The organism is Natribacillus halophilus, assembly GCF_900100185.1.
In the GTDB taxonomy this organism is placed as follows: Bacteria; Bacillota; Bacilli; order Bacillales; family Marinococcaceae; genus Natribacillus; species Natribacillus halophilus.
In genome coordinates this window covers 62,404-85,233 of record NZ_FNEN01000010.1, presented here as the reverse complement: position 1 = coordinate 85,233, position 22,830 = coordinate 62,404, and the positions used below count along the sequence as shown (strand labels likewise).

Here is a 22,830-nt window from a genome sequence, read left to right as displayed (position 1 = left end):
AAATGATATGGTAAGAGATCGATGAAGGAGGAATGTTACTATGCTTATCCGCACTCATGATTTCCAGTCTTTTTCCCTTTCGGCAACGGACGAGACTTTTGGAACCGTCTCGGATGTTTATTTCGACTCGGCCGGGGAGTGGACAGTCCGGTTTATCGTTGCAGATACCCGCCCCTGGTTCGTGGGTGGTAAAGTGCTGCTCAACCCCGCCCTTACTAACCGCCTTGATATACACGAGCAGACGTTAGATATTCAAGCTACAAAAGACCAGGTTAAAAATAGCCCTCAACCTAGTGAACACGAGCCTATTTCCCGGGCATACGAAGCTTCGATTCTTGATCACTATGGACTTAACTATTACTGGGCCTCCCCGCATTACGGCCCGGGACCTCCGCCGCTGCTCACAGGAGGGGGACCTGTATCACCGTTTACACCCGGAGCGACGTTAGGTGAGAACACGGAAGCGGGCGTTGGCCCGGAGGCTATCCGCAAAGCCGTTGAACGTGAACAGGAGAAAAAAGTGAACGAAGAAGATTACTATTTGCAAAGCACAAAAGATTTGCGGGGTTATACCGTCTATGCGGCAGAGGATAAAGTCGGCACCGTCTCCGATGTCATTTTTGACGTCGACAACTGGCAAGTCTTCTTTATGGAAGTCGATACCGCAGGCTTTCTCGCCAAAGACAAGTATCTCGTGCCCGTAGAATGGTTCCGGGAATTCGTGCCGGTTGAAGAAAGGGCCTACACCCGCTTTTCTGACAAGAACATCGTGGAACAAGCGCCTGATTATGATGAATCCACCCCATTAACCGATGATTATATCGCTGCCCTCCGCCATCATTATGGAACCCCTAATGAATAAACCGCTGCACCTTGTGCAGCGGTTTTCACATTGGACGACCTAATGGCTTTGCGGGAACCCCATTAGGTTTTCATCTACCGGGGTTGACGACCTTACGCCCCCGCGGGAATCTCGTTAGGGCTTCATCTAACCTGGTGGGCGACCTAACTCCCATCGCGATATCCTATTAGGGCTTCAACTACCGTAATTGACGACCTAACCGCTCCGCGGGGGCCCTTTAGGGCTTCATCATCCGGGGTTGCTTACGAGGGATCACGATCGATCCTCATACACCCAGGTTGTTTTATCTTCCACGGGCTCTCGCCAGGATTCTTTTTTCTTCGTCAAGGCCGGCCAACCGAGGTAAATAAACCCGACGACTGCGCCGCGATCAGAAACATTGTATAAGCGGCGCATTTTTTCATGATAGGTAGGCCGCCCGCTGCGCCATATGGCACCAAGGCCAAGAGCATGAGCGGCTAACAGCATATTTTGGGCGGCCGCATGGGTGGCTGCATATTCTTCAATGTCCACCACCTTATCCTTGTCCACCGGTTCGGCGACGATGGTAATGACGACAGGTGCGCGAAAAGGCTTCCCTTCTGTTTTCTCCAGTTTCTTTTCCTGTTTTTCGGAAAAAGCCTCTCCTTCCCCTTCCATCTCTTCTGCGGCAATTTTACGCAATGTCTTGCCGAGCGGGCGGCGCCCTTCGCCTTGCTGCACATAAAATATCCACGGCTCCGTATGGTGGTGGTTAGGCGCCCATGTGCCCGCTTCCAGTATCGTTTCGATCAGTTCCCTGTCCACAGGCTGGTCGGGGTGAACCTTGCCGTTGCTTCTTCTCGTGCGTATGGCTTCCAATGTTTCCATTTTCTAGTCTCCTTTAGCCTCAACCGCTGCATACGTTTCCCTAATGCCCGGCCACCGGTTGCGCGGATGGACGCGGCATTCTTCACAGCAGGCCGCCTGCTTCTCCTCTTCACAATCCAGACAGCAGACATATTGCAGGTTGCATTCAGGATTGGAACAGTTGATATAGCGATCCTCTGTTTTTCCGCAATGATAGCAGTGAGCAATGACAACATCTTCATCCGTGTGATTGGCCTTGACGGAAATGCGCTCGTCGAAAACATAACATTTACCGTCGAAGAGATGACCTTGCACATTTTCATCCTGACTATAATTGACGATTCCGCCCTGCAATTGATACACATCCTCAAGCCCTTTTTGCTTGAGAAGTCCGGTCAGTTTTTCGCAGCGAATACCGCCCGTGCAATAGGTAAGCACTTTTTTTCCCTGCAAGCGATCGATATTTTCATCAATCCAATCGGGAAATTCACGCGAGGTGCTGACGTCAGGTTTGATCGCGCCGCGAAAATGGCCGATGTCGGATTCGTAATCATTTCTGCCGTCAAGAACGACCGTCTCCTCTTCCTGAAGCGCCGCGTGAAATGCCTCGGGCGTTAAAGGCGTTCCGCCGCTTTCATTCGGGTTTACATCTTCCTGCAGACGCCACGTGACAATTTCTTCCTTTGCGCGGACGAACATTTTTTTAAAGGCATGGCCGTCCGTTTCATCGATCTTAAACGTCATATCGGCAAAGCGCGGATCGGATTTCACATACTCCATATAGGCATCAGTTTGTTCGACCGTTCCCGACACCGTACCGTTCAGGCCTTCAGGGGCGACGATAATTCTCCCCCGCAAACCCATATCCTTACAGAATTGTAAATGTTCTTCCGCATATTCTTCGTAATCCGGCATATCGATATATTTATAATAAAGTAATACTCTATAATCCTTCGTGTTGCTCATAACGGGTCCCTCCGAACATGATGCTTTCCGGAGCCTATCTTAACAAAAATCAAAGCGGCGCACCAGTACGCCGCTTCTAGCTATCGCCGTTCTTTACCTTCTTCGGGGAGGATCGTTTTGGCCACTTGCTCATCGAGCGCTTCATGGTCATAGTACGAAATCGTTTCATATAGTTCCGCCCGTGATTGCATGTGCTCCAAATGGTCTTTCTGCGTGCCTTTTTCCAGAATTTCCTGGAAAACCTGCGCATACGCTTTTGCCGCGACACGCATGGAGCTCACTGGGTATATAACCATTTGAAAACCAAAAGAAAAAAATTCCTCAGCCGTGAAATATGGCGTTTTCCCGAATTCGGTCATATTGGCGAGCAACGGCACGTCAACGCGCCCGCCAAAATAGCGAAAGTCGTCTTCGCTCGTCAAGGCTTCCGGAAAGATGGCATCTGCCCCGGCAGTGACGTATTGCCGTATCCGCTCAAGGGCGGCCTCGGGCCCCTCAACAGCCTTCGCATCCGTCCGCGCGACGACTGCGAGTGTCGGTGCGACTTCTTTGATCGTCTGGATCTTCGCGGCCATTTCCTCGGCGCTGACAAGCTGCTTTCCATTTAAATGCCCGCATTTTTTCGGCATGGACTGGTCTTCGATTTGCACGGCCGCCACACCGGCTTCCACCATCTCTTTCGCGGTGCGCGCCACGTTGATCACGCCGCCAAATCCTGTATCAATGTCTACCAGCACCGGCAGATCAGTGACGCGTATGAGATCCCGAGCCCGTTCTGCCACCTCATTCGAGTAAATGAGACCGACATCCGGCAGTCCTCGGCTGGCGGTATAGGCGCCTCCGGACAAATAAAGCGCCTTAAAGCCGGTTTCCTTGGCCACGAGCGCGGACATTCCGTCATGCGCGCCGGGCATTTGCAAAATGTTATCCTGATCGCTGATCAAATCAAGGAAGGCTTGATAGTGTTCGCGTTGACTGGATTCTCCTGATACGACCCAACTCATTAAGTCTACCTCCTATATGACAAACTTGGCCATAAAATCATTCACCGTCGTTTTCCGCAGGCGCTCGGCATTCACACATAAATCCAAAAGGTTATCCGCCTGGCCGACCGGAAATCTCGTTTTCAGCGTATCATAATATTTTTCTTCAAGCAGCGGGATGCTTTCCTCACGACGACGGCGATGGCCGATGGGATATTCAATCGCTACCTCTTCGGTTTTTGAGCCGTCTTTAAACGTCACCTGAATAGCGTTGGCAATCGACCGTTTCTCGGGATCGAGATAATCAGCGGTGTATTGCTTGTTTTCTTCGGTATACATTTTCGTGCGCAATTCATCGATCTCCGGATTCGCGGCTACATCGTCTTCATAGTGGTCGGCTGTTAATTCACCGTAGATCAGACCGATAGCCGTAATGTACTGTAACGAGTGATCGCGATCGGCCGGGTTATGCAGCGGACCGGTTTTATCGATGATGCGGATGGCGGATTCATGAGTCGTGATCTTGACTTCAGCGATGTCATCCAGGCGCCAGGCCACTTCGTCATGCAGTTGGATCGCCGCTTCCGCCGCTGTTTGCGCGTGGAATTCCGCCGGATAAGACACTTTGAAAAGTACATTTTCCATCACGTAAGAACCGAGAGGACGGGCGAGGTTGATCTCTTCACCGCCGAACAGCACATCCTGGAAGCCCCAGTTCGGTGCGGTGAGGGCGCTCGCGTAGCCCATTTCCCCTTTCATCGTCATCATGGCGAGGCGGACCGCCCGGCTCGTCGCATCACCGGCTGCCCACGACTTCCGCGAACCGGCATTCGGGGCCTGGCGATACGTGCGCAGACTGGAATTGTCGATCCATGCCTGTGACAATGCGTTGGCGACCTGTTCTTCATTGCCGCCGAGCATGGCCGTCACCACGGCGGTTGAAGCCACTTTTACGAACAGCACGTGATCGAGTCCCTGACGGTTCAGGCTATTTTCCAGAGCCAGTACCCCTTGTATTTCGTGGGCTTTGACCATCGCGACCAAGACGTCATCCATCGTGAGCGGCTCTTCGCCATTCGCCAAACGCGTGCGGCTCACATAATCGGCCGTCGCCAATATGCCGCCCAGATTGTCCGACGGATGGCCCCATTCGGCCGCCAGCCACGTATCGTTGTAATCGAGCCAGCGAATCATCGTGCCGATATTAAACGCGCCTTGCACCGGATCGAGCTCAAATTGGGTGCCGGGGACGCGCGTTCCATTTGGCACGGTCGTTCCTTGCACGATCGGTCCCAGGTGCTTCGTGCACTCCGGGTAGCGAAGCGCCAATAGTCCGCAGCCGATCGTATCAAGCAAGACGTATCTGGCTGTTTTCATGGCTTCTTCGCTTTTGATTTCCCCGTTAACCGCGTAGTCCGCGATGTCCAGTAACACGTCATCGGTGCTCGGTTTTTCATTTGCTTTTGTTGTGGTCATGTTTGGCATCTCCTCTCGTTTATCCTTTCCATTAAACGGATGTGATACCTCTCAGTAGGCGGGTCGCACGTTTTGGGGTGTCACTTCGGTCTGGTGGCACCTTTCGGTCGAGACCTCACGCGCTTTGAGGTGTCACCTCGACCTAGTGACACCTTCCAGCATCATCAGCCATTCGCCCGAGGTGTCACCCCCATATTTTTCCATCCACCTCTTCGCTCCCTAAGGCTGCAACCCGCGCGGCCCGGTATAATGCACCCGCGGCCGATACAGTCGATTATTGTCGTGCTGCTCAATGACATGCGCCCCCAACCCGACGACACGCGCGGCGAAGAAAATCGGCGTGTAAAGCGGAATCGGGATATTCAAGAGATAATAGACCGGCGCGGCATAATAATCGAGGTTCGGATACAAGCCTTTTTCGTCACGGATAACCTCTTCGCCGCGCACGCACATGTCATAAAGATCCACGCGGCCCTGTTCAACCGCCAATTTATGAAGCGCTTTTTTCATGAGCAGCGCGCGCGGGTCCATCTTCTTCATGTACACCCGATGGCCGAAACCCATGACGCGCTCTTTGTTGCGCAGCTTTTCATGCAAAAGTTTCGACATGCCGTCCACCGTCTCCGCTTCCAGCAACATGTGCATGACCGCTTCGTTGGCGCCGCCATGCAAATTGCCTTTCAGGGACGACACGGCTCCGGTCATGGCGCCATAAATATCCGCATTCGTGGAAGCGATGACCCGGGCCGCGAAGGTCGAGTTCGGCATCTCATGTTCACTGTAGACCATCAGCGATTGGTCAAATGTTTCCGCTTCCAAATTGGTCGGTTCTTTGCCCGTAATCATATAAAGGAAGTTCGAGCTGTAAGGTAAGTCCGTGTTGGCCGGCACAGGCGCTTCCCCTTGCAACGTATGGTAGCTGTTGGCAACAATGTTCGGCATTTTTGCCAATATTTTCAAGGCCTTATCCCTGTTCGCTTCCGTTGAGCGGTCATCGATTTGCCCGTCATAACCGGCCAACGCCGAAATCCCTGTCCGCATCGCATCCATCGCATGCGTTTCTTTCGGCAGCATGGAAAATAACTGAAAAAAATTGTCGGGAAGCGTATATTCATCTTTTAAAGCGCTCTCCATAGACAGACGTCCGTTTTGATCCGGTAAATTCCCCTCAAATAAAAGATGAACGAGATCCAAATAGTTTTTCTTTTCGGCCAGCTCGATAAGGTCATAGCCTTTGAGGACAATTTCTTCATTTTCCACATCGAGATAGGAAATGTCTGTGTCCGTGGCGATGACGCCGTCAAGACCGGCTTTTACTTGCTGCTCTCCCATGCTAAGCACCTCTTTCCTTTAATTTTTAAGACCCTTGCGCTCATATTGCTCGATCGTTTCTTCGATGCTTACGAGGCTGCGCCTAATGTGCGCGCGCATCGCTTCTTCTACTTCTTTACCCGTTTTGCCCGCTTTTAAAAGCTGTAAAATGCCTTCATGCTCATCGAGCGGCGTTTGCAACGAATAGCCGGGATTTTTGTATCCGCTGATGCGGCGGTAACGGTCGATTTTGTTCTGCAGTTGCTGCAGAAAGCGTTTGTTCGTGTCATTGGTGCTCAACGAGTGTAAAATGTGGTGAAAATGTTCCCCGTGCTTCACGATTTCATCGCTGCGATTCGTGTTCACCGCTCGGCGCATGAGTTCGACGACATCTTCAAGCCGATAAAGATGTTCCTCGGTCATATTTTCCGCTGCTTCCCGCGCGACGAGACTTTCCAGCAACTCCCGCACCTGAAAAACTTCTCTTGCCTCCTGCAGCGTGATCGGCGCGACCATCATCCGCCCATTCGGCTGCTTGACGACGAACCCTTCCAGCTCCAGGCGATAAAGGGCCTGCCGCAGCGGGGTACGACTAATCTCCAAATCTTTGGAAAGCTGTTCTTCCCGTAGCGAGGATGACGGCGGATACGTCCACTCAATCATGCCTGCTTTCAATTGTTCATAAGCCAAATCAGCCGCTGACATTCGCTTGTCGTTCACAGGACCATTCTCCTTTTTACTAATGAAGCGCACCACCACACTTCCGTATATATTTATAATTGTATACAAAAATATTTTTCTGTCAATATCGTTTTCGTACAAATTATGCTATTCTATTAAAAAGAACTTTTACATAACCGAAGGGATGGGTTCTCATGTCAAAAGAAGAAAAAGATTTACGCATTCGTTCACACGTCATTAGCGAAAGCCCCAATCGGGCGCCGAACCGGGCAATGCTGCGCGCCGTCGGCTTTGAAGATGAAGATTTTAAAAAGCCGATGGTCGGCGTCGCGAGTGCCTGGAGTGAAGTTACCCCCTGCAACATGCATCTGGACAAACTGGCGGTAAGCGCGAAAAACGGAGCGGAAAAAAACGACAGTGCACCGCTTATGTTTAACACGATTACGGTGTCTGACGCCGTAGCCATGGGTCACGAGGGTATGTTTTACTCGCTCCCGAGCCGGGAAGTGATCGCCGATTCGATTGAAACCGTCACGCAGGCGGAACGGCTGGACGGGCTTGTGGCCATCGGCAGCTGTGACAAAAATACACCGGGCTGTTTAATGGCTATCGGGCGTCTCAATGTGCCTTCTGTTTATGTTTACGGGGGCACCATTCAACCCGGCAAGCTTCGGGGCAAAGATATCGACATCGTTTCCACCTTTGAAGCCGTCGGCAAGCACCAGGTCGGCGACATCGATGACAAGGAACTGCACAACGTCGAGTGCAATGCCTGCCCTGGCGCAGGCGCATGCGGCGGCATGTACACGGCCAACACGATGGCCGCCGCCGTCGAAGCCATGGGCATGAGCCTGCCGGGATCCTCTTCGACACCCGCGATTGCGGGCGCAAAGGAAGAAGAATGCGAACGTGCCGGCGAAATGGTCAATGAATTATTGAAAAAAGACATCTATCCGCGCGACATCATGACAAAAGAAGCCTTCGAAAACGCGATCACCGTCGTCATGGCCCTCGGCGGCTCGACGAATGCGTTCTTGCACCTTACCGCGATGGCGCACGCGGTGGACGTGGATTTATCCCTGGAGGACTTTGAAAACATTCGTGCGCGCGTCCCGCATCTGGCGGATTTAAAGCCGAGCGGCAAGTATGTGATGCAGGATTTGAACAACGTCGGCGGCGTCCCCGCGGTCATGAAGCTGCTCCTTGAAGAAGATCTTCTCCACGGGGATACATTAACCGTTACCGGCAAAACGCTCAGGGAAAATCTTGCCGAAGCGGAATCGCTGCATGAAGGCCAAGACGTGATTCTCCCGTTTTCAAATCCGAAAAAGAAAAACGGTCCGCTCGTCGTTTTGCGGGGAAATCTCGCCCCCGAAGGCGCCGTCGCAAAAATGTCCGGCCAGGATGTGAGCCGGTTCAGCGGCCCGGCCCGGGTTTTCGATAGTGAGGAGAGTGCCACAAAGGCGATCACGAACGACGAAATTAAAAAAGGCGACGTACTCGTCATCCGCTACGTCGGTCCGAAAGGCGGCCCGGGCATGCCGGAAATGCTCTCGGTGACAGCGATGCTCGTCGGCAAAGGCCTTGGCGGCGATGTCGCCCTGCTCACCGACGGCCGTTTCTCCGGCGGCTCCCACGGTTTCGTCATCGGTCATGTCGCCCCGGAAGCACAGGCAGGCGGCCCGCTCGCCTATCTGCAGGAAGGGGACACGATCACGATCGACAGCGACGAACAAGTGCTGAACGTCGACGTGGACGAAGCGCGCATGGAAGCGCGCGCCAAAGATTGGAAGACGCCCGAGCTTCGTTTTAAAACCGGCGTACTTGCCAAATATGCCCGTCTCGTGTCATCCGCATCAAAAGGAGCAATCACGGACGGTGAAGTCGAATAGCTAGCATAAAACGAACCCTTGGTGGCCGGCGGTCGCCAAGGGTTTTTTACGCGGTCGCTGATATATTCGCGAAGTCGCTGATATATTCCGGAGGTCGCCGATATGTTCACGAGATCGCCTATAAAAAATCGTTACAGCCCATAAATTTGGGCTCTTTATTTTGTACGATTAAAACAAAGCACTCATACAGTAACAGAAGGACATTTGTGTCGGGATTTGTAAAGCAATAAGGGAGAGAGACTGATGTGTGGCTTTTTCGGATATCTTTATCATTTTCGTAAACCAAATATGGCTGATGTCGAACATCTTTATAACGCAACATCATTACTCACACATCGAGGTCCTGATGATGACGGTTATTACGCGGACGACTATATTAGGATAGGGTTTAGAAGATTGAGCATTATTGACGTTCACGGAGGCCAGCAACCGTTAGCCTATGATGGTGAACGGTACTGGATTGCCTTTAACGGTGAAATATACAACTACATTGAGCTAAAGGAAAGGTTAAAAGAACAAGGGTATACATTTCAAACATCCTCTGATACAGAAGTCATCCTCGCCCTATACTGTGAGCTGGGAGCAGAAATGCTAAAGCATTTGCGTGGGATGTTTGCTTTTGTGATCTGGGATAAACAACGTCAACGATTGTTTGCGGCGAGGGATTCGTTCGGCATCAAGCCCTTTTTTTATCAGAATAATGAGCGGGGCATGTCTTTTGCTTCCGAAAAAAAGAGCTTGCTTCAAGACCACAATGACGAGTGCAGCAACCAGGAAGCATTGCAGCACTATTTTACGTTTCAGTATGTGCCGGACCCGCTGACCTTCTCCAACGACATCAAACGGCTGGAACCCGGGCATTATCTGGTCAAGGAAACGGGTGAGCCGCTTCGCATCGTTCAATATTGGCAACCGCGATTCTTCCCCACGCACCGCCCGCTTGATCATACAGTGGAAAAGATCAGGAACATTTTACAGGATTCCGTTCACATGCACATGCGAAGTGATGTGCCTGTAGGCGCTTTTTTATCAGGCGGTATTGATTCAACAGCCATTGTCTCGTTGGCCAAAGACATTCATCCCAACCTTAAAACATTTTCGGTCGGCTTTGACCGCGACGGATTCAATGAAACCGATATTGCAGGGGAAACAGCTGATAAATTCGGGGTTGAAAACATTCAAAAGATCATCGGTCCCGATGAATTTGTGAGCGCCTTGCCGAACATCATTTGGCATATGGATGATGCTATGGCTGACCCAAGCGCGATCCCGCTTTATTTTGTGGCAAAAGAAGCAAGCAAGCATTTGAAAGTCGTGCTTTCCGGTGAAGGAGCAGATGAATTGTTCGGCGGCTACCACATTTATCGAGAGCCGCTGGCCCTCAAATGGTTTTCCCTTTTATCTTCCCCGGGCAATAAAGCATTGCGAAAAGCTGCCGAGAAAATACCCGGACAGCTTAAAGGTAAAAATTATTTACTCCGGGGTTCCACCCCGTTGGAACAGAGATACGTGGGAAACGCCAAAATCTTCAGCGAAAGTGAAAAGCGTGAGCTATTGACCCATTATGACCCTCGTTTTCCCTATGAAAACATTACGCGCCCTCTTTTCAAGAAGATTCAATATGGAGACAGTGTCACAAAAATGCAGTATATCGACCTGCTTACATGGTTACGCGGAGATATATTAGTGAAAGCGGACAAAATGACGATGGCCCATTCCCTTGAATTAAGAGTGCCATTTCTCGACCAGGAGGTTTTTAAAGTGGCTTCTCAGCTTTCCACCGCAGACAAAATCGGCGATGGCACGACCAAATACGCTCTCCGAAAAGTGATGGAAACCATTGTGCCGGAGACTGTCCTGCATCGAAAAAAGCTGGGATTTCCGGTTCCCATTCGCCATTGGCTTAAAGATGAACTCTATGACTGGGCTTATAACCTCATTCAGCAGAGTCCCACCGATCTTCATATTCGTAAATCAGTCGTTTTCAAAATGTTAGAAGAGCACCGCAAGGGAAAAAGGGATTATAGTCGAAAATTATGGACGGTGCTCACGTTTATGCTCTGGCACAATGTTTATGTGGAGCAGTCCCCACTTTCACCGGACGTTCGTCGTCAACCTAGGTGACAGGCGTGCTGCACCGACGCTTCACCGCTGATGAAAAACATTGAAGTCAAGCGATCGTCAAGAGTTTGTTCTTTTTCCAAGCCTAGTGCAGGGTGGTTAAATTACCCGATCACACCAGGCTAACATCGAAACAAGAGTGGCCTCGTGTATGGACGCTTTTTACGGACAATTTTTACCCCTTGCCCATGCTATTTGTCCGTATAACCGCCTCTTTCGTACATTTTTTGTCGATCGAATCCAGGTTGTGTCCGAATGAGCCTTCCATTCGGACAATTTTACTTGATCAGCCCCTACTTTTGTCCAAATGAATGCTCTACTTCAATAGCTGACCAATTTTCAGCCGCCAACTCGAATATCCGTTTTTGAATATATTGAATTCTCATCGTTTAATTCAAAATCACTGCATAATCTTATGAATAACTCTGCACAAGCTTTAGTATCATCAAGAGCATTGTGATGCCTCTTCAACTTGATACCAAAATGCTGACTAAGCGTCTTGATAGAATAACTGGATCTGTCTAATATTAATCTTTTTGATAACTGATATGTACAAAGCAATTTTCAGTATGTCGATATTCATAGAGGCTTAAAAGGAACTTGGAACGATAGTAAACTTTAGCATGGTCAATATTGAAAAGTTTACCCAGTTGATCTAGGGCTGTTCTCTCCCACATAACCCAAAAACGTTTATTTTCCATCTTGAGGCACAAACGTTTGGAATGTCCACTTATAATTTGACTGTAAGCGCCTAACAATTCCCTGTTCTACCATCCGAATGTCTCAACCCGCCGTCCCTGTCGTGTGCCGCTGAAACTTGAGCATGGAGACAATGCCCATGAGAGGTCCGATCGCCTGAGCCGGGCGTCTCCACATGAGCAGAAGATTGAGCAGCCCCCCTAAAAATGCAGAAAAAGTAAAAAGCATGTGATCACTGCCTTTTTGCCATTTCTTTTATCGCCTATTTGTCACGCTAAGGCAGACATAACCGATACGCGGGAAATGATCCCCATTAACTGTTTTTCATCATCGACAACCGCAAGGGGATACTTTGCTTCGGTGGCGATTGGAATGAGTGCTTCAATATAAGTTTCAGGGTCGGTTGTAGGAAAATCGGATATCATAATATTTTTAAGCGGTTGGTTTTCCTTGTTGGCTTTTAAAGCATCATCAATGGTGACTAGCCCTTCCAGTTTCTTGTTCTGTCCGATCACAAATACACTGGAAATCCCGTGTTTTCGCATTTCTTCAATGGCCAGTTTAGCCCCACCGCCGAGGGGAACGATGGCGGATGGTTTAAACATGACATTTTTCGCTTGCAACACTTTGGATTTATCTGTGTCTTTGACAAATTCTTTAATGTAGTCGCTTTTCGGTGCTGCCAGAAGTTCTTCAGGTGTCCCGATCTGTTCCATAACGCCATTCTTCATGACAGCAACCCGGTCTCCGAGTTGAAAAGCCTCGTTGACATCGTGTGTAATAAAAATAATCGTCTTTTTAAGTTTGGCCTGAATGTCCAGCAATTCCAGCTGCATCTCCCGTCGAATCAATGGATCCAATGCACTGAAAGGCTCATCCATCAGCAGAATATCCGGGTCTGTCGCTAAAGCCCTCGCCAGGCCCACTCTTTGCTGCATACCGCCACTCAGTTCACCGGGTCTTTTATTTTCCCAACCTTCAAGCCCTACGGTTTTTAATACTCTTCTGGCCGTTTCTTCTCTTTCCTCTTGATCAACACCTTTGACTTCCAAACCATAGACGACATTGGTTAAAATCGATCGATGGGTGAACAAGCCAAAGTGTTGAAAAACCATGGCCATATTGTTTTGCCTAAATTCACTTAACGTTTTTCTCGAGTAGGGAACAATATCTTCCCCGTTCACAATCACTTTTCCCGCGGTCGGTCTATTCAACATATTTAAACAGCGGATCAAGGTGGATTTTCCACTTCCGGACAAACCCATGATAACGAAAAATTCACTTTCGGATACGTCAAAGGAGACGTCATATACACCGACGGTATGTCCCGTTTGTTCCAATATGGCGTCCTTGAATTCCCCTTTTTCCACTAGGTCGAGAGCCTTTTGCGGATCCCGACCAAAAATTTTGGTTAAATGTTCAACTTTGATCTTTGTGGACATCTTCCATTCCTACTTTCACAATTTGATCAATCACTGTATTTGTACTTTTCGGCCACACTTTGAGATAAGCGATCCAGAATAATGGCCAGAAAAACGATACTGATCCCGGCTTCAAACCCTGTAGCGACATCAATTTGTTGCAATGCAGAGAGGACTTCCAGTCCCAGGCCTTGTGCACCAACCATGGAAGCAACGACGACCATCGCCAGCGCCATCATCGTCGTTTGATTAATGCCGGTCATAATGGTCGGTAAAGCTTGCGGTAATTGCACCTTGAACAAAATCTGTGACGTAGATGAACCGAAAGAATCAGCAGCTTCCACCATTTCTTTGGAAACGTTGCGAATCGCTAAATTGGTTAAACGAATGACCGGAGGAATCGCATAAATGATCGTGGCAAACATGCCCGGAACAACGCCCAATCCGAAAAGCATCATCGCCGGAATGAGATAAACAAAGGTAGGCATGGTTTGCATCGCATCCAGAATCGGTCTCATGAACTTTTCAAATCCATCTTTGTAAGCCATAAAAATGCCGATAGGAATGCCTACAATTAGGGAAATGAGTACAGAAGCCAAAATAATCGACACCGTGTCCATCATAAGTTCCCAATAACCAAAAGCACCGATCATAAAAATGAATACTGCAAAAATCACTCCCGTCCAAAAACGCATCAATCGCCAAGACAACAGAAATATAATCGCGATGATAACCCACCATGGAAGCCACAAGAGGACGGAAGACAACATTTGGAAACTCCATATAATGGCATCAGCAAGTCCATCAAAAACAAAGCCCATATTATCGGTTAACCAGTTGATAAAATCGTTAATGTACTGACCTAAATCTAAATTGATATCGGGAAACTCATTCATCATTTCCCGGGAATCCTGATAATAACCATTCCCGTTTCCTCCATTCTATTGATCGTAACGTCTGTCCTTATAAAGAAGCCAGTACATCCTCGCCTACATCTTCAGGCACCCACTCAGTCCAAAGATCTTCGTACTCCTCTAAAAACCATTCCGCAGCTTCCTGCTCATCCGCATCGTTCTCTTCCATATAGTGCAGTGCTTCCCCGGTAATATCACTGCTTGTCTCATATTGTTCTAGAAACGCAACAAATTCATCATCATTTTCTGCAAATGATGAGTTCGCAGTGATCGTTACCGGCTGGGATGGGAAGAAAGGATCGTCAGGGTCTTCTTCTTCTAATAATGTCATGTCTAACAAGCCAATGATCCAGGTAGGCTCCCAATTATATCCGACCCACGGTTCACCATCTTCATATTCCGTGACTAAAGAAGTGTTAAGGGCAGCCTCCGACCCGGGGCTGAACAAATTATAGTTTTCATTCAGTCCGACCTCTTCATACATAGCATCTACAATCGTTTCAGCTTCATATCCGGGGGGAGAACCATAAATACGTCCCACTCCGTCTTCATCAGGATCCTCAAATACTTCCCAATATTCTTCCAGATCCCCCACGGATTCTAGATCAGGCGCCATCGGCTCTATCCCTTCCCCCTCATCTCCTTCAATCACATATGTAGGGACATAGAGGCCTTGATCATTATCATCGAAATTTGTGGAGAGCTCAACGATTTCGCCTGCATCCAAACCAGCTTCATAAGGCTCTCTCATATTCTCAATCCATGTTTCCATATAAACATCAATATCGCCATCTCTTAACCCTTGCAATGTTGCAGGCGAACTCCCTGTCTGCGTATCCGTGTCATAACCGTATCCTTCTTCGGCAATGATTTGTGCAACAGAATTATGAAACCATATACTTTCCCATTCAGGTTCGGCAAAGACAATCGTTTCGTCATCCTCTGCTCCGCAGGCAGCAAGACCTAGAGATAAAATAACCATCAGTCCGCTAATCAACCTGATTTTAAATCTTTTCATATACAATGCCCTCCGTTATATCTATGACGTCCCATTAATTAAAGCAAAACTTGATACTTTTAGTCAAAAGGAGCTTGTAGTAGTTATTCGAGTATATTTATCGTTATAGACATCATTGTCCAGAAGGAACACTTTCAAAGTAAAATATCAGTGAATTTACCTATTAATCGACGATTATCTACAAATTTAACGCGCTTCCACATCTTATCTGCCAAAAAAAAGATAGCCCCGGCTAAGAGGCTACCTCATCATTTCCTTATTTTGCGGCAACGTTTAACTGACTGTCGCGTATATTGACGACGACATTTTTAACTTCATCGTGTGCGAGCATTTCATCGGCGATGCCGTCTTCGACGTATTCCTCGATGACACGGCGGAGTGGGCGTGCCCCGAAGGTCGGGTCATAACCGAGCTCTGCCATTTTTTGTTTGGCGTCTTTGGTCACTTCAATCGTGACTTCTTGCTCTTCTGCGGAATCTTTAAGATCGTCGAGCATAAGGTCTACGATGGTTAATAGATGGTCGCGTGAAAGTTCATTGAAGCGGACGATGGCATCGAAACGATTGAGAAATTCCGGTTTGAAGTAATCGGTCAACCCTTCCATGGCGTTCTCTTCTTCCTGATCCGCGCCAAAGCCTACGGTGATCTTTTTCATGTCGCTTCCCGCGTTGGAAGTCATGATCAGGACGGTGTCCTTGAAGCTTACCTTACGGCCCTGGCTGTCGGTGAGATGTCCGTCTTCCATGATCTGTAGGAACATATGCTGCACATCGGGGTGTGCTTTCTCAATTTCGTCCAGCAAAATAATGCTGTATGGCTTGCGGCGGACACGTTCGGTCAACTGTCCGGCTTCATCGTGTCCGACATATCCGGGCGGTGAACCGATGAGTTTCGAGACGGAGTGTTTTTCCATATACTCACTCATGTCCAGGCGAATCATCGCGTTCCGATCACCGAACATTTCTTCTGCCAGTGATTTGGAGAGTTCCGTTTTGCCGACACCGGTTGGGCCGATGAACATGAAGGAACCGATCGGTCGTGTGCCGCGACGGAGACCTGCACGATTGCGGCGAATTGATTTTGAGACCTTTTCGACCGCCTTTTCCTGGCCAATGACCTGGCTGTTCAAACGCTCCGGCAAGTCGCGCATTTTTTTCTGTTCATCTTCCTGGAGACGACGAACCGGGATGCCGGTTTTCGCTTCAACGAGGCTTTGGATTCGAGTCACGTCAACGACGGACTCATGTTCATTTTCGGATTTCGCCTGTTGTTGTTTTTCCTGCAGTTGTAATTCCTCGGTGCGAAGCTTGGCGGCCGTTTCGTAATCTTCGCGATTTGCTGCGTCATCTTTTTCAATCTTGATTTCTTCAAGGCGCTTGTAAATCTCGTCGTCATCCAGATCGCTGACGAGCAAGTTCACTTTCGAACCGGCTTCATCCATCAAGTCGATGGCTTTGTCAGGTAGGAATCGATCCTGGACATAGCGGTCAGAGAGATTGACACAAGCCGCGATCGCTTCTGGCGTGTACGTCACTTCGTGATACTGTTCATAGTTGGGCTGAAGGCCTTCGAGGATTTTCTGCGCGTCCTCAAGGGAAGGCTCATCCACCATGACAGGCTGAAAGCGACGTTCAAGGGCGCCGTCTTTTTCGATTTTGCGATATTCCGCCAACGTAGTCGCGCCGATGAGTTGGACTTCACCGCGGGCAAGCGCGGGTTTCAGGATGTTTCCGGCGTCTGCTGAACCTTCCGCCGAGCCGGCACCCACGATTTGATGGACCTCGTCGACGAATACGATGACATCGTCGCGTTGCTGCAGCTCCGAGATCAATTGCTTCATTCGTTCTTCGAATTGTCCGCGAACGCCCGTATTGGCGACGAGTGAGGAAACATCAAGCAAGTAAATTTGCTTGTTTCGGAGTTTGTTCGGTACTTGATTTTGATTAATGCGAAGGGCCAAACCTTCAGCAATCGCGGTTTTGCCGACACCGGCCTCACCGATCAATACCGGGTTATTTTTGTTGCGGCGATTCAGGGTTTCAATGACCCGTTCAACTTCCTGGTCACGGCCGATAATCGGATCGATTTCTCCGTTATTGGCGCTGTGGGAGAGGTTTTTTCCGAGTTCATCGAGTAAGCCGCCACCCTGACCGGCGCCTTGTTGCGTCTGGGCATTCGCAAATGATTGCCCTTGGTCTTGTTGCTGGCCGCCCATTGCGTTCATCATTTGATCAAACTGCGGGTTTCCGCTTTGTCCGGAAGGCTGACGCAAATGTCTGCGCATATCTCGATAGCAAGACTCGCACAGGTGCAATTGTCGTTGGTTTCCGTTTAAATTGATTCTCATTTGAATACGTGCATCGTTTTCTTGACAATGATCACATTTCATCATTAAACATTCATCCTCCTTGTTCTGTTGTCTCGTATATTTGCTTTTCTTTTGACTTTGACTATATTTAACCTTCAGCTATATTTCCATTATAGTTTGACTTTCTTTGACTTTCAAGTGTTTTGTTTAATTTTTTTTTGGATCATTTTCTGTAGGGTGATTTCCCGTTTCGGACCGTAAAATAAACAAGCTGTGGGTGTCAAAGTGATGTAAATTTGGTACAATAAATGTGATCAATGTGTGACATGACAGAAGTCAGATTTCAGAGGCCAGAGGCCGGATGATTAAAGCCTTGGTTGCACTTATGCATGATAAGAAAGCTATACTTATCTGCGAGCAAAGGAGATGGTTCACTTGGGAATCTTCTTTTTATATTTATTTATTGCCAGCGCCACCCCACTGTTCCTTTGGAAAGAAAAACGCCGGTTAGCCATCGCCAGCTTACCGTTGTTGCTCGTGATGTGGATCATGTCCGGGTATTATGTCGCCGGCATGTTAACGCCTGCCGCGCATACGTTTTTCATGGTATTGTTTTCGTTTAACGTGCTTCTTGCCCACGTGGCCGCGATTATTTTATATGTAAAGCCCAAGTGGTGGAAGCGATACGCTGATTATAAGCCCGATCCGGAGTGAAACGATTCACTTCGGTTTTTTTATGTATTCGCTCGATTTCATACCCCAAACGACTGGCGGATTGAGCCGCGAGGGATGATTTAACCTATTTCATACCCCAAGCGACTGGCGGATCGAGCCGCGAGGGATGTTTTGGGTGTTTTCATACCCCAAACGACAAGCGCTACAGGCCGCGACGGATGATTTAACCTATTTCATACCCCAAGCGACTGGCGGATTGAGTCGCGAGGGATGATTTGGGTGTTTTCATACCCCAAACGACAAGCGCTACAGGCCGCGACGGATGATTTAACCTATTTCATACCCCAAACGACTGGCGGATCGAGCCGCGAGGGATGATTTGGGCGTTTTCATACCCCAAACGACAAGCGCTACAGGCCGCGACGGATGATGATCCCATACTGGTTAAATGAATGGCCTTTACATATAACCTTTTCGATGGTATTATATGAGCATATAATCATATAATAGGATGTGTTTTATGAAACAGCTTGATGAAGAGACCGTTTTTCTCGTGTCCCAGATGTTTAAAGCCTTATCGGACCCGACGCGTATCCGGATATTGCATTTGCTTTCCGAGGGAGAATGCTCGGTCGGTACGATCGTTGAACAGTTGTCACTCGGTCAGTCGACCGTTTCCCACCAGCTGCGGTTTTTAAAGAACTTGCGGCTTGTAAAATCCAGAAGAGAAGGTACGTCCATTTATTATTCCCCGGAGGATGAACACGTCCTCGAAGTGTTGGAACAAACCATTAATCACGCCCTGCATGAATAGGAGAGAGAAAATCATGTCACACGACCATCATCACCATCATCATACAAACAATAAAAAAGTATTGATGGCCGCGCTGGCGCTCATTTCATTACTTGTGATCGCGGAAGTCATCGGCGGGATTATGACAAACAGTCTTGCGCTCTTAGCCGATGCGACGCATATGTTAAGTGATTTCTTTTCCATCGGTCTTGCCCTTTTGGCATTCAAAATCGGAGAACGGGCCGCGAGCAAAAGTAAAACGTTCGGCTACAAGCGTTTCGAAATTCTCGCGGCGCTTGTGAATGGTGTCATTTTAATCGGCATCTCCGCATTCATCATTTGGCACGCCATTGAGCGTTTCTTCTCCCCTCCGGAAGTCGCGGGTGGAGGGGTGCTTATGGTCGCGAGTTTCGCGATCGTCATCAACGTGCTGATCGCCTGGATTTTCATGCGCGGCGGGGATGTGAAAGGGAACTTGAACTTGCAAGGGGCATTTTTTCACGTCCTCGGCGATATCCTCAGTACGATCGGGGTCATCATCTCCGCGCTGCTCGTCATATTTTTCAATTGGACGTACGCGGACCCGATTGTAAGCATGATTGTGGCGCTGCTCATCCTCGTTACCGGAATTCGTATTGCGAAGAAGTCCATCCATGTCCTTATGGAAGGAAAACCATCCGGTATATCGCTGGCCCGAATTGAAGAACAATTGCTGGCACTCCCAAATGTCCACGCGATTCATGACGTACACGTATGGTCGATCACATCGGATTTCCCGGCCTTCAGCGGCCACCTCGTCGTCGATCGGGAAGCCAATCGGGATGAGCTTTTACAAACGTCCACAAACTTGCTGAAAAATGAATTCAACATCCCGCATGCAACCATTCAAATTGAAGGAGAAGACTGGAACTGTACGAGTAGATGTGAGTAGATAAACGTCTCTTCGGCTTCCGGTTTCACATATGATGCTCGAGGTGGATGCCGAATTCCATCACCCAATAAGAGCCGAGAGCAACGACGATGGCGACAAAAGCGGAAAAAAGAATATGTCCCACTTGAATCCTGCCATTGCTGCTTTCGGCCATATGCATAAACATCAACAGCTGCAGGGCCGCTTGAATAAAGGCAAGCGAAAAGATCAGAACGATGATCGTCCGGACACTGAACGCTGAATAAAATGCAATCCACAAGGCGACTAACGTCAGTACGATGGAACTGATGAAACCAACGACATGTTTCCACGGAAAATGCCCTTTTTTTGTGGCGGCTGTTCCGTTACTCATGCGATCACCAACCTTAACAAGTATACACCCGTAAAGATGAAAATCCAGATAACATCGAGAAAGTGCCAATACAGACTGGCGATAAACGTTTTATTCGCCGTCACCGGGTTTAAGCCTCTCATTTTAATTTGAATCAGAATAATGATGAACCAGGCTACTCCCATAGCCACGTGTACGCCATGGGTGCCGAGAAGAAGGAAAAAGGCCGACCAAAAAGCGCTCGTTGCCAATGTTGCGCCTTCGCTTGCAAACTCCACAAACTCATAAATTTCCATTCCCAAAAAACCTAGTCCCAGCACTAGCGTAATCCCGATCCAAATCATCATGCGCCTCGCATTGCCGAGTCGCATCTCATTAATCGCGAGCCCGCTTGTAAAACTGCTCGTGAGCAGGGTGAAAGTCATCGCCAACACTAGACCCATATCAAAAAGCTCTGTGGGAAGAACGCTCGAGTCCGTCCGAAATATGAGTACAAAATACGTACCGAACAATGCGGAGAAGAGCACGATCTCTGCGCCCAGGAACATCCAGAAACCGAAAATGTTCAAACTGCCCGTCTCCGTTTGATACTCCAAAGGCCTTTCTTCATCAGGGAAGTCTTCAAGTTCTTTAGGATCAATTTTATTATCCATTCTCATTGGCTTGTCCCTCCCTGATTTCCGCTTCTTCTTTCCTGACTTCCTCGGCTGAAACGATGTGCCCGTCATCCCGTGAAAATGAACGCTGAATCATACAGGCAAAAATGCCAAGGGCGCCGATGATTCCGATAGTCCACCAATGGAAGACGAGACCAAACCCGCCGATGAACATGAATACACACATGACAAACGGATTTCCGGAATGATTGGGCATGTGAACATCCTGATATTCCTCGACGCCATTCGGGTCGACCCCTTCCTGTTTCATTTGCCAAAAAGCATCCTGATCCTTCACCTCAGGAATTTGGGCAAAGTTGTAATGGGGAGGGATCGCCGAAGACGTGGCCCATTCCAGGGTGCGCCCGCCCCAGGCGTCCCCGCTCGTCTCTCTTTTTTCATAGCGATAACTGTAATACATGTTATAAACGAGAAGCACGAAAGCGAACCCCATCATGTAAGCACCAACGGTTGATAAAAAGTTTAAACTAAACCAGCCATCTTCGGGAAAATATGTGTAAATTCGCCGCGGCATCCCGTCTAGACCCAGAAAGTATTGCGGGAAAAAGGTGACGTTAAACCCGATCATAAAAAGCCAAAACACCCAGTGTCCGAGTCGCTCATTTAATTTTACCCCGAACATTTTCGGCCACCAATAGATCGTTCCGGCAAAACAACCAAATATCGTGCCCGCGATAAGGACGTAGTGAAAGTGGGAGACGAGAAAGTACGTATTATGGTATTGATAATCCGCGGCAGCCATTGCCAGCATGACTCCGGTCACGCCGCCGATGGTAAAATTCGGGATAAACCCTAATGCCCACACCATCGGGACATTAAAACGTATCCGCCCTCGATGTAAGGTCGCCAGCCAGTTGAATATTTTAACACCCGTAGGCACCGCGATCGCCATGGTTGAGATGGAAAAAAAGGAGTTCACCATTGGTCCAGCTCCCATGGTGAAAAAGTGATGGACCCAGACGAGAAAACTAAGGCCTGAGATCGCGGCGATCGCAAACACCATGGATGTATATCCGAACAAGCGCTTGCGCGCAAAGGTGGTAATAATCTCCGAAAAGATGCCAAATGCCGGCAAGATAACGATATAGACTTCCGGATGCCCCCACAGCCAAAACAGATTGACCCACATCATCGGCATACCGCCATCCTGCAACGTGAAAAATGCCGCATCCCATAAGCGATCAAATGTCTGCATCGCCAAGGCGACGGTTAATATCGGAAACGACCCGATGATGATCAGCGAAGTGATCAACGTCGTCCACGTAAACATCGGCATCCGCATGAGCGTCATGCCTTTTGCCCGCATTTTAATAATCGTGGTCACTAAGTTAATCCCGGTCGCCAGTGTACCGATACCGGAAATTTGCAGACCGAGTAAGTAAAAATTTTGCCCCGGCCCCATACTGAGATCATTGGAAGCCAGTGGCATATAGGCCGACCAACCGGCATCCGGCGCACCGCCAATGACAAATGAAATGTTGAACAACATCGCTCCCCAAAAAAACGTCCAAAAGCTCAAGTTATTTACAAAAGGAAAAGCGACATCACGAGCCCCAATTTGCAATGGAACGGCCACATTCATAAGACCGATTAAAAATGGAGTCGCCACAAAAATAATCATAATCGTTCCATGCGTTGTAAAAATCTCGTTATAATGCTGGGCCTCTCCCAGGAAAGGCATGTTAGGAGCAGCCAGTTGTGTCCGCATCATCATCGCGTCTACGCCGGCACGAATCATCATTAATAAGGAAGCGATGATATACATAATCCCGATTTTACGATGATCGGGGGTTGTAATCCATTCATTCCAAAGCCATTTCCATTTTTTAAAGTATGTCAATATAAAGATGATGCCTATGGTTGTGACTAATATGGCTATTTGTCCGGCAAGTATAAATGGTTCTCCGGTGATAATGAATTCATCCCAAGCTGGGTCCACGTGT

The 22,830-nt window shown here is 48.7% G+C and carries 20 protein-coding genes; 6 read left to right on the top strand and 14 right to left on the bottom strand.

Annotated elements, in window-relative coordinates; translation table 11 throughout:
• Positions 1–40: 40 nt before the first annotated feature.
• Positions 41–862 (top strand): PRC-barrel domain-containing protein, encoded by an 822-nt coding sequence (locus BLS58_RS11860; protein WP_090399010.1) that lies wholly within the window; start codon positions 41–43, stop codon positions 860–862.
• Between the two features lie 252 nt (positions 863–1,114).
• Here the strand turns inward: BLS58_RS11860 and BLS58_RS11855 are convergent, their stop codons facing one another.
• The 6 genes from BLS58_RS11855 to BLS58_RS11830 form a co-directional block, all read right to left on the bottom strand.
• Positions 1,115–1,711 carry a nitroreductase family protein gene (locus BLS58_RS11855; RefSeq protein WP_090399009.1) on the bottom strand — a complete coding sequence of 199 codons (597 nt, stop codon included), beginning with the start codon at positions 1,709–1,711 and terminating at the stop codon, positions 1,115–1,117.
• A gap of 3 nt (positions 1,712–1,714) precedes the next feature.
• The gene (gene trhO / locus BLS58_RS11850; RefSeq protein ID WP_090399008.1) at positions 1,715–2,656 is read right to left on the bottom strand and encodes an oxygen-dependent tRNA uridine(34) hydroxylase TrhO; all 942 of its coding nucleotides are present in this window, start codon (positions 2,654–2,656) and stop codon (positions 1,715–1,717) included.
• Between the two features lie 80 nt (positions 2,657–2,736).
• Positions 2,737–3,660, bottom strand: a complete 924-nt coding sequence (gene prpB / locus BLS58_RS11845; RefSeq protein WP_090399007.1) for a methylisocitrate lyase — start codon at positions 3,658–3,660, stop codon at positions 2,737–2,739.
• 12 nt (positions 3,661–3,672) lie between these two features.
• Positions 3,673–5,115 carry a bifunctional 2-methylcitrate dehydratase/aconitate hydratase gene (locus BLS58_RS11840; RefSeq protein WP_090399006.1) on the bottom strand — a complete coding sequence of 481 codons (1,443 nt, stop codon included), beginning with the start codon at positions 5,113–5,115 and terminating at the stop codon, positions 3,673–3,675.
• Positions 5,116–5,334: 219 nt separating this feature from the next.
• Positions 5,335–6,447, bottom strand: a complete 1,113-nt coding sequence (gene mmgD / locus BLS58_RS11835; RefSeq protein WP_090399005.1) for a citrate synthase — start codon at positions 6,445–6,447, stop codon at positions 5,335–5,337.
• A gap of 18 nt (positions 6,448–6,465) precedes the next feature.
• Positions 6,466–7,146 (bottom strand): GntR family transcriptional regulator, encoded by a 681-nt coding sequence (locus tag BLS58_RS11830; protein ID WP_245723160.1) that lies wholly within the window; start codon positions 7,144–7,146, stop codon positions 6,466–6,468.
• A gap of 155 nt (positions 7,147–7,301) precedes the next feature.
• Between BLS58_RS11830 and ilvD the strand changes: the two genes are divergently transcribed.
• Positions 7,302–8,999, top strand: a complete 1,698-nt coding sequence (gene ilvD / locus BLS58_RS11825) for a dihydroxy-acid dehydratase (protein WP_090399004.1) — start codon at positions 7,302–7,304, stop codon at positions 8,997–8,999.
• 243 nt (positions 9,000–9,242) lie between these two features.
• Positions 9,243–11,123 carry an asparagine synthase (glutamine-hydrolyzing) gene (gene asnB, locus BLS58_RS11820; RefSeq protein WP_090399003.1) on the top strand — a complete coding sequence of 627 codons (1,881 nt, stop codon included), beginning with the start codon at positions 9,243–9,245 and terminating at the stop codon, positions 11,121–11,123.
• 336 nt (positions 11,124–11,459) lie between these two features.
• On the opposite strand, the gene BLS58_RS18420 is transcribed toward asnB, so the two are convergent.
• The 5 genes from BLS58_RS18420 to BLS58_RS11800 form a co-directional block, all read right to left on the bottom strand.
• Positions 11,460–11,681 (bottom strand): exonuclease domain-containing protein, encoded by a 222-nt coding sequence (locus BLS58_RS18420; RefSeq protein WP_143018908.1) that lies wholly within the window; start codon positions 11,679–11,681, stop codon positions 11,460–11,462.
• Between the two features lie 407 nt (positions 11,682–12,088).
• Positions 12,089–13,261 (bottom strand): quaternary amine ABC transporter ATP-binding protein, encoded by a 1,173-nt coding sequence (locus BLS58_RS11815; RefSeq protein WP_090399002.1) that lies wholly within the window; start codon positions 13,259–13,261, stop codon positions 12,089–12,091.
• A gap of 26 nt (positions 13,262–13,287) precedes the next feature.
• On the bottom strand, positions 13,288–14,139 hold the full coding sequence (locus BLS58_RS11810; RefSeq protein WP_342705683.1) for an ABC transporter permease: 852 nt from the start codon (positions 14,137–14,139) through the stop codon (positions 13,288–13,290).
• A 64-nt stretch (positions 14,140–14,203) separates the two neighbouring features.
• Positions 14,204–15,172 (bottom strand): ABC transporter substrate-binding protein, encoded by a 969-nt coding sequence (locus BLS58_RS11805; RefSeq protein ID WP_090399001.1) that lies wholly within the window; start codon positions 15,170–15,172, stop codon positions 14,204–14,206.
• A 256-nt stretch (positions 15,173–15,428) separates the two neighbouring features.
• On the bottom strand, positions 15,429–17,561 hold the full coding sequence (locus BLS58_RS11800; RefSeq protein ID WP_090399040.1) for an ATP-dependent Clp protease ATP-binding subunit: 2,133 nt from the start codon (positions 17,559–17,561) through the stop codon (positions 15,429–15,431).
• A gap of 354 nt (positions 17,562–17,915) precedes the next feature.
• On the opposite strand from BLS58_RS11800, the gene BLS58_RS11795 reads away from it, so the two are divergent.
• The 3 genes from BLS58_RS11795 (at position 17,916) to BLS58_RS11785 (ending at position 19,879) form a co-directional block, all read left to right on the top strand.
• Entirely contained in the window at positions 17,916–18,194 is a 279-nt protein-coding gene (locus BLS58_RS11795) for a spore morphogenesis/germination protein YwcE (protein WP_090399000.1), read from the top strand.
• 481 nt (positions 18,195–18,675) lie between these two features.
• On the top strand, positions 18,676–18,969 hold the full coding sequence (locus BLS58_RS11790) for an ArsR/SmtB family transcription factor (protein ID WP_245723159.1): 294 nt from the start codon (positions 18,676–18,678) through the stop codon (positions 18,967–18,969).
• 13 nt (positions 18,970–18,982) lie between these two features.
• Positions 18,983–19,879 (top strand): cation diffusion facilitator family transporter, encoded by an 897-nt coding sequence (locus BLS58_RS11785; protein ID WP_090398998.1) that lies wholly within the window; start codon positions 18,983–18,985, stop codon positions 19,877–19,879.
• A 25-nt stretch (positions 19,880–19,904) separates the two neighbouring features.
• Here BLS58_RS11785 and qoxD read toward each other — a convergent pair whose 3' ends face one another.
• The 3 genes from qoxD to qoxB are packed head-to-tail and all read right to left on the bottom strand — an operon-like array spanning position 19,905 to position 22,826.
• The gene (gene qoxD, locus BLS58_RS11780; protein ID WP_090398997.1) at positions 19,905–20,231 is read right to left on the bottom strand and encodes a cytochrome aa3 quinol oxidase subunit IV; all 327 of its coding nucleotides are present in this window, start codon (positions 20,229–20,231) and stop codon (positions 19,905–19,907) included.
• The gene (gene qoxC, locus BLS58_RS11775) at positions 20,228–20,863 is read right to left on the bottom strand and encodes a cytochrome aa3 quinol oxidase subunit III (protein ID WP_090399039.1); all 636 of its coding nucleotides are present in this window, start codon (positions 20,861–20,863) and stop codon (positions 20,228–20,230) included. The genes qoxD and qoxC overlap by 4 nt, the downstream gene beginning before the upstream one ends.
• A complete protein-coding gene (gene qoxB / locus BLS58_RS11770) occupies positions 20,856–22,826 on the bottom strand; it encodes a cytochrome aa3 quinol oxidase subunit I (RefSeq protein WP_090398996.1) in 1,971 nt (656 codons plus the stop codon). Before qoxB ends, qoxC begins: the two co-directional genes overlap by 8 nt.
• Positions 22,827–22,830 lie beyond the last annotated feature (4 nt).